The following is a 12,202-nucleotide window of genomic DNA, read 5'->3' as shown; positions in this document are numbered from 1 at the left end:
TTTTGTTGATCAGCGATTAAACTTGATCAGAGTTGATTGAAATGAGTGGATGTCTTATGTAAAGTCCCCTGTCTTATATATAAAATGGTGACATCTCTTTCAGTGTGTTGCTTGACTTTCACTGGTAATTAGCGGCTTCTACATCACCTTGGGCTGGCATGACAAAATATTCTCTGGATAGACTGAAGATCCAAAATTTACAAAATAGGCCAAATGACTTCTAGCCTTGAGAAAAAATTATATTGATTAGGCGATCAACTTTGAGAGCTGATTATTTTCTATGCATGAGTTCAATTGAGAGGCAAGAGTCTGTTGGAGGCTGATGGTTTGCTGCCTAATGATTTGCTGTTTGATTGTCTTGTAGTAGTCAATTCAATCAATATTGAGCCACGTGATTACAGAGATTTAGCAGATGGAGATGCCCTGCTTTGATTTCTACGAATATGATGACAGGAAGAGGCCATCTTCTGCAATGCTGAATACATTGCTACTTATTTAGCGATAGAATTGATCGAATCAATCTTTTTACGGGTTGCTGGGAGTCTATCAATGATTTGATGGTAGCACTTGAATCGTGCTTCAAGTGTTTGAAGAGTTGAGGAACTCTTTATTCATTTTTTTGGCCTAGTTACTTCAATTTTTATAAAATGCCTCTAGGGTGATTCCGCTATATTCTGAATTTCTGGGGTTTATCCCTTGCCTCAAAAGAATCAACGCAGAAAGCTCTTCGAAGCAGGGATTACTGTTGTGAAGGAGAGTCTATAGTTTTCAGCAAATGTTAATTTCAGTAGGATTGCTTATTTTTTGATGTATGACAACTGCAAGCAGATTCTGGCCGAATTGTCATTTCATGACTTGGAATTATGCCGTTAAGAGTTCTGCGACCTTGCAATATATTATGCTCAGGAAATTGCGGAAATTAAGAAGCTCAAATTTTTTGAATGGCAATCTTATGATGATTGGATTAAGGATTCATTGATTGACACGATAAGGCTTTTTATGTGTAGGCGTTCATCGGCCACGTTTAGGGTAAATCAAAGCCTTTATGCCCTTCCCTTTCAGTAATTTTGAAGGTTCAATCTGCATTTATTGAAGCAAGGACTTGCTTGCAATGACACCTGCATATGAATTTCTAATGAACTTTTCCGACTTGTTGATGCGGATTCCACTGTCTTCCGGCAGTGATCTGTGTTATAGCTTGAAGGATACAAAATCCTATTTGCCAAAAGTTTATGGAAACCCTTGGAACCATTTTCGCTTTTCTGCTGGCCGTAGTTCCTGTTGGTCTGTTATTACACTTTTATGCCAGGCACCGAGATAAAGAGATAACTCTGAAGTGAAATTTCTTGCTTTATTTCTTCAGCATCTATAAAGCAGGTGCCTCTGACGCATTGAGTACGTTTAAAAAGCGTTTTAGGCACTTCGTCAATTTAGATGGGCACTGGTTTCTCGAGGAATTCAGACAATCAAAGTGCGCCTCAACAGGCTCATAGAGATCTGTTTTACGCAGCTAACTGGTGATCTTTGGACGCCCCCTTTTTAGATGATTGAAAATTGATCAAGAGTCAAGTCAAGATCTTGTCTCGTTAGTGAGTTGCTCTTTGACCCATGCAGCGCTGGCCGGGGCGAGCAAGACGCCATTTCGGTAATGGCCTGTAGCCACGATTAGCCCGGGCTCTAGTTTTTCTAAAAGAGGTGCTGGACGTTCGACAGGTCGAGCGCGCAATCCATGCCATTGGTCTTTCACAGTCGCGCTTTCTAACCAAGCCGGGGCATCTCCCTCGAGGTGTTGCATGGCCTTTAGGTGGCTCGCTATTGGTTGCACTCCTGGCTCGAGAGTGGCACCTATCCAGATCTGATTGGGTCCGTGGGGGATCAGGTTGATGCCATGGCTCACGAGTACTGCAGGCCAGCCGCTCCAATTGTGCTGATCTGAGATCAGCTCTAGATCCAGCACTTGTCCAAGCACAGGGGTCATGGGAAGACTGTGGCCTAGTGGTTCCAGCAGGGCTTCGCTGCCCAGTGCTGCACAGATCACGACAGCCTCTTGGTTCAAATTTGTTCCTCCCGCAAGTTGAAGGCGCCACTGTTTGTCTTCGACAGATGAATTTCGTTCCAGCGAGACGACTGGCTCTTGGATTTGTTGTACGCGTTGCTCTTGAAGGGCGGCCCGTAGGCATTTTTGTAGGGCGATCGGGTCTAGATAACCGTCTTGATGAGAGATCAGGCCCCCATGTTGTCTGTTTGGCCATGATCGGCCCATGCAGGGATTCGAGTTTGGTGAGATCAGCTCAAGGCCGAGATGTTGCCGTTGTTCTGTGAGTTGCTTCATCAGGGTGGCTTCTGCTTCGCTACTCGCAAGTTGAATCAGAGGCGTGTTGAGCTTGAGCGGATGCTCTTGACTGCTCAGTTCTGCAACCCACTCTGGCCAGAGGGTCATGCTGTGTTGTCGGAGTCGCCAGGCTCGTCCACTGCTGCGCCTGAAAACATGCCCCATGAGTACCCCTAGAGAAGCAGTTGTTCCCGGGAGGGCCCCTGATCTGTTAATCGGTTGATCCAGTTTTGGATCAATCAGCATCACTTGGTGGCCATGCTTGGCTAAATACCAGGCTGTGCCAGCGCCAACCGCACCGGCGCCAATGATTGCAACAGTGGAAGCAGTCATTCTTGATATTGACGAGCAATGCATCTCACTTTGAGGTGTTCTTGGTGCTGACGTTCGTCAAGACAGAATGAGTTTTTGCAATCAGGTTGAGTGAGCTCCCCTCTTGGTGCTGTATGGAATCCTTACGGTTACAAGCTTCGTGTGATTCTGCAGCTCATCTGTCCAGATCGGCCTGCTTTGGTGAGTGAGTTGTCGGGATGGGTGGCTGTTAATGGAGGCAATATTCTTCATGCTGATCACCATACGGATGTTGGGGCTGGACTGTTTCTGAGCAGGATCGAATTTGGAATTGAGGGCTTCGGATTGCCTCGAGAGGCGATAGCACCAGCTGTAAATGCCCTGGCAGATCGCCTCGGGGGTCAGGCGCAATTGCATTTTTCGGATGAGATCCCTCGGGTGGCGATCTTCGCCAGCAAGCAGAGTCACTGTCTGTTGGATCTGCTTTGGCGCACTCGCAGTGGGGAGTTGCCGATGCAGGTGCCGCTTGTGATTGCAAACCACTCTCAATTGGAGCCTTTATGCAGGGAGTTTGGTGTTTGTTTTGAGTGTGTTCCTATGACGCCTGCCAGCAAGCCTGAGGCGGAACAAACCATGCTGGATTTGTTGGCTGAGCATCGGATTGAGCTCGTTGTGTTGGCCAAGTACATGCAGGTCCTTAGTGGTGCTTTTCTAGAGCGTTTCCCCACCGTGATTAATATTCACCATTCCTTCCTGCCGGCTTTTAAGGGGGCACAGCCCTATCACAGGGCCTGGGATCGAGGGGTGAAAGTGATTGGGGCTACCGCCCATTACGTCACTGAAGATCTGGATGACGGGCCGATTATTGAGCAGACCATCGAGCATGTAAACCATCGTGATGAGGTGGAAGATTTGATTCGTAAAGGACGTGATACAGAACGTCTCGCTTTGGCAAGGGCCTTGAGATTGCATCTTTGTCGCCAGGTGATGGTCTATCGCGGTAGAACCGCTGTTTTTGCATGACGGTGTTGGCTTGGATGGCTCGATGTCGCCCTGCTGCTGCGACCTCCATTGGATGGCTTGCTTTCCAGTGGGGGCTTTTTTTGTTGCCTTCCAGTGCATTGTTGGCAGGCTTGTTGCTGCTTACGGCCCTGGTGCTTGGTAGTTGTCAGCGACAGCAACCGTTTTGGCGCGATCCCTGGAATTGGCCTTTGCTGATTGCCGCACTGTTGATGCTGGTTGGTTGCGTTCAGGCCTATTCGGGTGGACGTGCTTGGGTTGGTCTGGGGAATTGGTTGCCTTTCTTTTGGGCTTTTTGGGGTTTTCAGCCTTATTTAGTTAGTGATGAAGCCCGACGACGTTGTGCCCTTTGGCTTGTCGCTGGCACTTTGCCTGTGGTGATTACCGGTCTCGGACAGCTCTGGTGGGGATGGCAGGGGCCATGGCAATTGTTCGGTGGCTTAATCGTCTGGTTCATGGCTCCAGGGGGTGAGCCTACTGGCCGTTTATCTGGTCTATTTGATTACGCAAATATTGCTGGAGCCTGGTTGGCCTTGGTTTGGCCATTCTGTTTGGCAGCTCTGCTTCAGCCTGCCCTCAGTCGTTTTCAACGCAGTGTGGCTTTTGGGGTCGCTATTGCTGTTGTGGCTGCATTGGTTCTCACCGACTCACGAAATGCTTGGGGAGGGTTGATGTTGGCGATTCCCTTTGTTTTTGGGCCCGCCAGGTGGCCCTGGTTGTTGCCGTTGATGGTGTTAGCGCTGTTACCAGTGACCCTTGCAGCATTACCAGGCAGTCCTTCAGGTTTGCAGCAGTGGGCACGCACGTTTGTGCCTGAGGGTATTTGGGCGCGTCTTAATGACATGCGCTATATCCAGGATCGTGAGTTGATGTCAACTCGCATGAGCCAGTGGGGGGTGGCTCTGCAGTTCATTGATTCTCGTCCTTGGCTTGGTTGGGGGGCTGCTGCTTTTTCAGTGCTCTATCCGCTGCGGACTGGTCAGTGGCATGGCCATGCCCATAACCTTCCTCTTGAACTTGCTGTGAGCCATGGGATACCCGTGGCTTTGCTAGTGGTGGGGACTGTTTTAGCTCTCTTGATCACAGTCTTGCGACGTGGTGTGTTGACTGGTGGAGTCTTGATAAGCCGAGGTTTGAGTAGCACGGTCTTTGACCGTGCTTGGTGGACGGCAAGTTTGATCCTGGTGGTGATGCATGCTAGTGATATGCCTTTCTTTGATAGTCGGCTCAACATTGCCGGCTGGATTCTTTTGGCTGGATTGCGTTGCATCATTCTTCCCCAGCAGTCACTCCACCATGCTCGTTTAGGGCTTGATGATGATGTTCGATGAGTTGCTTTTGGTTGAGGGGTCCTTCTAGATGGGTCCAGGGAAGTGTTCGTGATGGCTCCCATGATTCATGCACCACTTCTTCCCAGGCGGGTGGGCGGGGCAGTGGTATGGCTTGTTCAGTCGTTGTACTGAGATCCCCTTCGCGTGCTGCTTTGTAAGCCTTTCTCCAGCTGCCTAGTTTGTTGTGTGAGCCCCGGACAGATGCAATCACAGGGGCGAGACGTCGGTCACTGCGTGACAGCAGAGCCTGGATCGTGCTCCATCCGAAGCTTTCTGGTCGCACCTCAATGCCTTTTGGTTTCAGTTGTTTTGCTAGTTGTTTGAGTCGTTTCTCCGCTTTACGGTTGATCCCGTGCCATTGAAAGGGAGTATGAGCCTTAGGGACAAAGGTGCTGACTCCCAGAGTGAGGCGTAAGCCTGGGGTTGTTTTTTTGAGGTTCAGTAACAGATTGCTCGTGTCGTCTATATCGGAGTCTTCTTCGGTAGGCAGTCCAACCATGCCGTAGAGCTTCAGGCCCCTGAGGCCGCCTTCAAACGCATATTTGGCAGCCGCAAAAATTTCTTCTTGAGCAAGCTTTTTATTGATCATTGCGCGAATGCGCTCGCTGCCGCTTTCGATGGCAATTGTGAGTGATTTACTGCCGCGGCGGTTCAGGATCCTGGTCAATTCTGAGTTCACTGTGGCTGCCCGTACAGAGCTAACGCTGAGGCGGATGTCGTTGAAGCGATCTTTGTCTAACCATTGCAGTAGCTCACCAAATTGAGGGTGTTGGGTAACAGAGGCGCCTAGTAGTCCAAGTCTCTTAGTGGCGGTGAGTCCTTTCTCAATGGCAGGGATGAGTCCATCGTCTAAGGATGGACTGCGGAAGGGCAGTGTGAGATAGCTGGCAAGACAGAATCGGCAAAGTTCTGGGCAGCTGCGCACCACCTCAACCATATGGATGTTTGGCCAGGCAGCATCTGGCGTGATCACTGTGGAATGAGTGAGGGTGTTGCCGCGCCAGGTTTGCTTCGCGATTGAGGGGGGTAAGTCGGATTCGACGGGCTTTACTGTCAGCAGGGTGTCGTCAGCGTCGTAGATGGGTTCATAGAACCTTGGTACATAGACACCTGGAATCTTTGCCAGAGCTCGCAGGCGATCAGTTCGTGGCAACTGTTTCACTTGTTGGAGCGTATCGATGAAGGCTGGCAAAAGTTCTTCCCCGTCTCCCAACAACACCACATCGAAAAATGGAGCTAGGGGTTCGGGGTTAGCTGTGAGTACAGGACCACCACCAAAAACAATTGGGTTGTTGTCTCCGCGTTGATGACTCCATAGCGGGATGCGTTGTTGCTCAAGTAGATCCAGTAATACCGGACCATCCAGTTCCCAGCTCAGGGAGAGTCCGAACAGGTCGCAGGTGCGATGGGTGATGTCCCCTTGATCGGTAAATAACCGCCTTACATCGATGTCTTCACGTTTAGCGAGGGTGGCCCAGATAACTTGATATCCCAGGCTGGTAATCCCAATGCTGTATGTGCTTGGGAACGCCAGCACGGCTCGGAGCGCTCCAGGTTCGGGAACGGCGGGGGTGAATAGGAGCGTTTCCTTGTTCAGGAGGTCAACCTTGGCAACATCAGTTCATCCTGAAGAGGCTATTGGCATCGGGTGCAAAACCATCTGATTTACGTCAATAAATCAATGATTAAGGAATCAACCCTGCATTATTGGGTTGATTGATCTTGCTTGATTATATGTTTTGACCTGCCAGCTGTCTTTAGCAAATTCCTTGCTTCACTTTATATTGATAGAGTAACAATTTATATGACTACCTGCCTTTTAGGGATCTAGGTTATTGTGATATTTAATGGCAATATTGGCTGAAGTCTTGAGCTCAGGAGCGGATATTTACGAGTCTTATTATGCAGATCATGAGGATCCAAATAATATGGGTTGTCTTGATTCTCTTTGCATAATTTTTCTAGAGGATAGATTTGGGCTGTCTGCAAATTATCCAGTTTATTTAGATATTATAAGTAGTAGATTGCTTCTTTCGATTGGTTACTCTTTGTATTCCATTGTGATTTGTCTTTCATAGATTGAGTGTTCATTAAAGAGGCGAGATACGAGAAAGCTTGATAGGCATGCCACTAGAATTGGTTTGAGGATTAGCAAATCTTTTGTTAGTGCGAAGGCTAAAAACATGGCTGTGATCGGTGTGCGTGAGCAGCTGGCTACGAACGCTCCCATGCCTGCAAAAATGAAGGTACTGGGTGCGTGGCCAGTGAGCATTTCTGCCCAGTCTCCACAGGCCAGGCCGATTGCTCCTCCTAGGGTCAGCATCGGGACAAATAAGCCTCCTGGTGCTCCTGAGGCAGCTGCTAGCCCTGTAGTGAAAAACAGCACGACGAAGGTGCTGAGAGCCATCAGAGGACCAGCTTCTCCTCCACCGACCAGATCTTGGAGGTTATCCAAATTCCTAAAGCTCTCAGGAAGAGATGCATAAACCCCTCCGAGTACACCACCACTGAGCACCATCCTTAAAACGAGTCGATTGCCGAACCAGGTTTTACCTTTGCGTTGCATCGCTAGGACGTAGCGGCAGTAAAACTCCGCCAAGACTCCAGTGACCAACCCAAGGGCGATTAGGTAGCCCAGGTCGATTGGTAGAAAGTGCACTAGGGGTGTGTATTCACGTTCCAGTTGAAAGCCCACGCCTTTGCTAAGACTTCCAGCTGATGGACTTAGCCCTAGAAATCCGAACACATCGGCCCAAGTATCAGCCCAGAAGGTGGTGACAACCACCAGCAACAAGACTGCAGGTTTTGCAGAATGAAGTAGCTCTTCAATTACATAAACAAAGCCTCCAATTGGCGCACTGAAAATAGCGGCCAGACCTGCCCCACCTCCAGCAGCGACAATGACTCGGCGAAAGGCGATTGGTGCCTTTAACCATTGAGCAAATTTCCAAGCGACAGAGCCTCCCATTTGCACTGCTGGTCCTTCTGGACCAAGTGGAAAACCACTGCCGATGGCGATCACTCCTGCGACTAGCTTGACCATCCCAACCCTCAATCCCATTGGTACGGATCGATGGCGTAAAAATGCCATGATGTGGCTCACCCCTGAACCGCTCGCAGAGGGGGCTAGACCAGAAACAAGCAACCCAGAAACCAAGCCTCCTGTGGCACCAAGGGCTGGTAGAACGATCCAAGGCGGAAGAAGTTCAAGAAGTTGGAATCGCCACTTGGCGAGGCTATAGATACCAGCTTTGAAAAGCACTCCTGTGAGGGCAGCTCCAAGGCCCGTAAGCATCAGAGCCAGCACAACCACAAACCAGCGCTGTTCTAAGAGTTTGCGGATGCTGCGACTGGACTGCATCAGATTTTGTTGCTGGTTTAGATCATTCGGCATGGCCATGGGTGGGTGAAAACTCTGCAAGAACTTCTGCTTGTATGTCGTTACTTACCACGCGCCCTTGATCTGCAAAGCCATCAATCTGGTTGAAATTTAGATAGCGATAAAGCTCAGATGAGAGGGGATCGATTTTTTCTGTTGCGATCGAAAGATATTCTTTTGGTGTAGGGATTCTGCCTAATAATGCACATACTGCTGCCAACTCAGCACTGCCTAAATAGACCTGGGCTCCTTGGCCTAGTCGATTGTTGAAGTTTCGAGTGCTTGTGGAGAAAACGGTTGTGTTGTCTTCCACGCGTGCTTGATTGCCCATACATAATGAACAACCAGGCATTTCCATGCGGCTCCCTGCCGCTTCGAAGATTTTGTAGTAACCCTCTTCTTGAAGCATGGCTTCATCCATTCTTGTTGGTGGGCAAACCCATAGGCGAGCTTTGCTGGTTCCAGACCCTTCAAGAATTTTTGCGGCAGCTCTGTAGTGGCCGATGTTGGTCATACAGGAGCCGATAAAGACTTCCTGCACTGGATTGTTTGCAACCTCACTGAGTAGTTTTACATTGTCGGGATCGTTGGGACAGGCCAGTACGGGTTCTTTGAGTTCGTCGAGATTGATATTGATGATTTCGGCATACTCTGCGTTTTGATCAGCGCTAATTAATTCTGGTTTTGCCAGCCAAGCTTCCATGGCTTTGATACGTCTTGCCAGGGTGCGAGCATCCTGATAACCGCGGGCAATCATGTTTGTTAGCAATGCAATATTGCTGCGAAGGTATTCAGCAACCGTTGATTCAGAGAGTTTGATCGTGCAGCCAGCGCAGGAACGTTCAGCAGTGGCATCGGTTAGTTCAAAGGCTTGCTCCAGCTTCAGATCAGGTAATCCTTCGATTTCCATGATTTTGCCGCTAAAGACATTGAGCTTTTTGGCTTTTTCTACGCTGAGTAGACCTTCTTGAATCGCGATCCAGGGGATGGCATTGACGACGTCACGCAGTGTGATGCCGCTCTGTAGTGAGCCGCTGAAACGAACCAGTACAGATTCCGGCATGTCTAGTGGCATGGCACCGATGGCTGCAGCAAAAGCCACCACGCCAGAACCTCCGGGGAAAGAAATACCTAAGGGGAAACGAGTGTGGCTATCGCCGCCTGTTCCCACTGTGTCTGGCAGAAGCATGCGGTTCAGCCAGCTGTGGATGATCCCATCGCCTGGATGAAGTGCTACACCACCACGCTGGGCGAAGAAATCGGGAAGTTCTTTCTGGGTTTGTAGATCTACAGGCTTCGGGTAGGCAGCGGTGTGGCAGAAGCTTTGCATGACTAGATCTGCTGCAAATCCCAGGCAGGCGAGCTCCTTCATTTCGTCTCTAGTCATTGGTCCAGTTGTGTCTTGGCTGCCTACAGTTGTCATCAGCGGTTCGCAACTTGTCCCAGGTCGTATTCCTTCGAGCCCACAGGCAAGACCAACGATTTTTTGGGCCTGGGTATACCCCTTGCTCGTTTCAGGAGTGTCTCCTGGGCGGACGAATAGATCGGATGTTGAAAGTCCAAATTGAGATCGCACTTTGTCGGTTAGTGCTCTGCCGATCAGTAGGGAGATACGCCCACCCGCGCGCACTTCGTCGCTGATGGTGATTGGTTTGAGCTTGAAGTGAGCAACGATTTCGCCTGCTTTGTCTTCTCCGAAGGCCCGTTCGATGGTGCCGGCATGGGGACGGATGGTGATCACATCGCCACTTTGCAGCTGACTGACATCACATTCGATTGGGAGGGCGCCGGAGTCTTCCGCTGTGTTGAAGAAAATGGGAGCGATTTTGCCGCCAAGGATGACGCCGCCGGATCGCTTGTTGGGTACGAAAGGGATATCGGCTCCTATGTGCCAAAGCACCGAATTGATTGCTGATTTGCGAGAACTGCCCGTACCCACCACATCGCCCACGTAGGCAATGGGATGGCCTTTTGCCTTCAGGCTGATGATCTTGGCAAGGGCATTGGGATCTCGTGTTTCCAGCATGGCCAGAGCATGCAGGGGGATGTCTGGTCGGGTGGTGGCATGGGTGGCGGGGGATAGATCGTCGGTATTGGTTTCACCATCAACTTTGAAGACTGTGACTGTGATCTCTTTGGCTAAGACTGGTTTTGAGGTGAACCATTCAGCGGCGGCCCAGCTTTCTACAACTTGTTTGGCGAAGCGATTGGTTTCAGCTAGCTCGATAACGTCATGCACAGCGTCGTAGACGAGCAGGGTGCGACTCAGGCCTGTAGCGGCGCATTCAGCTAGCTCGTGGTCATTGTGTTGCAGCAGCTCAATCAGAGCTGCAACGTTGTACCCCCCAATCATCGTGCCAAGCAGTTTTGTGGCTTCTAATGGAGTAATGAGTGGGCTCTTGCTGTTTCCCTGGGCGATAGCACTCAGCCAGGTTGCTTTCACGTAGGCAGCTTCATCGACTCCTGGAGGGATGCGTTCACGCAGCAGGTACAGCAGTTCAGAGCTGTCTCCTGCTGGTGGATTCTGTAAAACCAAGGTGAGTGCTTGGGTTTGCTCGGCAGTGAGGGGCAGGGGAGGGATGCCCTGGGCGTCACGTTCGGCGGCGAGCTGGCGATAAGCACTCAGCATTTGGGTGATTCCTCGGCAGCGGTCATGGCCCTTCTATTGTTATTTGCCGTCGATCCCTCCTGGAAGGAGATCGATATTGAAATGCAATTACCGGATGCTGTCACCTTGCTGGTTTCCTAGCCTGGGTTGTCATGAATTCTGGCGAAATGACCACCACCTCCGACTTGCATGTGGTGGATACGCGGCCTTTGGTGTCACCCGTGTTGCTTCATCAGGAGCTGCCCCTCGATCTAGTGGCTCTCAAAACCGTTGCAGACACTCGTAGACGCATCCAGGCAATTCTGCGTGGTGAGGATCCCCGCTTGCTGGTGATTGTTGGTCCCTGCTCGGTTCATGACATTGCCTCTGCAAGGGACTATGCCCGTCAGTTGGAGCCATTGCGACAGCGATATGCTGCCCAGTTGGAGGTGGTTTTGCGGGTCTATTTCGAAAAACCTCGCACCACCGTTGGCTGGAAAGGTCTCATCAATGATCCCCATCTCGATGGTTCCTATGACATCAACACTGGCTTGAGGCGTGCGCGGTCGTTGTTGCTCGACCTTGCCCGCGAGGGTATGCCGACGGCCACTGAATTGCTGGATCCGGTTGTTCCTCAATACATCGCTGATTTGATCAGTTGGACGGCGATTGGAGCCAGAACCACTGAGAGTCAGACCCATCGGGAGATGGCTTCTGGATTGTCAATGCCCGTTGGTTACAAAAACGGTACCGATGGCAGTGCCAAGATTGCGATCCATGCGATGCAGGCAGCATCTAGGCCGCATCATTTTCTAGGGATCAATCGGCAGGGTCAGGCTTCGATTGTGCATACCACTGGAAACCCTGATGGCCATCTCGTGTTGCGGGGAGGTAATGGCTGCACCAATTACCATCCCGAAGCTGTGGAAGGGGTTGCAAAAGAATTAGTGAAGGCTGGCTTGGCTGATCGGTTGATGGTGGATTGCAGCCATGACAATTCGAATAAAGATTTTCGGCGACAGTCAGAGGTGCTGCAGGCTGTTGCTACTCAGGTACGCCAAGGATCAACCCACCTGATGGGTGTGATGTTGGAAAGTCATCTTGTCGAGGGCAATCAGAAGTTGCCTGAAGACCTCTCTACTCTTGTCTATGGTCAAAGCATTACGGATGCTTGTATCGATATAGAGACAACGGCAACTCTCCTTGAGGATTTGGCGGCTGCAGTGGCTTCAGTGACGTTGTCACCAATAACTTGAAGAGTC

7 protein-coding genes are annotated in these 12,202 nt (G+C 50.3%); 3 read left to right on the top strand and 4 right to left on the bottom strand.

The features are described from left to right. Positions 1 to 1,570 precede the first annotated feature (1,570 nt). Entirely contained in the window at positions 1,571 to 2,689 is a 1,119-nt protein-coding gene (locus SIB74_RS11275) for an NAD(P)/FAD-dependent oxidoreductase (protein ID WP_063396564.1), read from the bottom strand. Between the two features lie 66 nt (positions 2,690 to 2,755). On the opposite strand from SIB74_RS11275, the gene purU reads away from it, so the two are divergent. Then, positions 2,756 to 3,646, top strand: a complete 891-nt coding sequence (purU, locus tag SIB74_RS11270; protein WP_011827570.1) for a formyltetrahydrofolate deformylase — start codon at positions 2,756 to 2,758, stop codon at positions 3,644 to 3,646. A gap of 14 nt (positions 3,647 to 3,660) precedes the next feature. Further along, positions 3,661 to 4,974: an O-antigen ligase family protein gene (locus SIB74_RS11265; RefSeq protein ID WP_082818528.1), complete on the top strand. Its 1,314-nt coding sequence runs from the start codon at positions 3,661 to 3,663 to the stop codon at positions 4,972 to 4,974. Here SIB74_RS11265 and SIB74_RS11260 read toward each other — a convergent pair. From SIB74_RS11260 to acnB, 3 genes are all read right to left on the bottom strand, one after another. Then, on the bottom strand, positions 4,913 to 6,511 hold the full coding sequence (locus SIB74_RS11260; protein ID WP_063396566.1) for a B12-binding domain-containing radical SAM protein: 1,599 nt from the start codon (positions 6,509 to 6,511) through the stop codon (positions 4,913 to 4,915). The genes SIB74_RS11265 and SIB74_RS11260 overlap by 62 nt on opposite strands. Before the next feature lie 504 nt (positions 6,512 to 7,015). Continuing rightward, on the bottom strand, positions 7,016 to 8,374 hold the full coding sequence (locus SIB74_RS11255; RefSeq protein WP_063396567.1) for a ClC family H(+)/Cl(-) exchange transporter: 1,359 nt from the start codon (positions 8,372 to 8,374) through the stop codon (positions 7,016 to 7,018). Next, on the bottom strand, positions 8,358 to 10,982 hold the full coding sequence (gene acnB, locus SIB74_RS11250; RefSeq protein WP_063396568.1) for a bifunctional aconitate hydratase 2/2-methylisocitrate dehydratase: 2,625 nt from the start codon (positions 10,980 to 10,982) through the stop codon (positions 8,358 to 8,360). Before acnB ends, SIB74_RS11255 begins: the two co-directional genes overlap by 17 nt. A 146-nt stretch (positions 10,983 to 11,128) precedes the next feature. Here acnB and SIB74_RS11245 point away from each other — a divergent pair, with 146 nt between their 5' ends. Then, entirely contained in the window at positions 11,129 to 12,196 is a 1,068-nt protein-coding gene (locus SIB74_RS11245; protein WP_041375292.1) for a 3-deoxy-7-phosphoheptulonate synthase, read from the top strand. Positions 12,197 to 12,202: the final 6 nt, after the last annotated feature.

It is taken from the genome of Prochlorococcus sp. MIT 1306, assembly GCF_047304515.1.
GTDB lineage: Bacteria > Cyanobacteriota > Cyanobacteriia > PCC-6307 > Cyanobiaceae > Prochlorococcus > Prochlorococcus marinus_D.
This window is presented reverse-complemented; position numbering and strand designations above follow the sequence as displayed.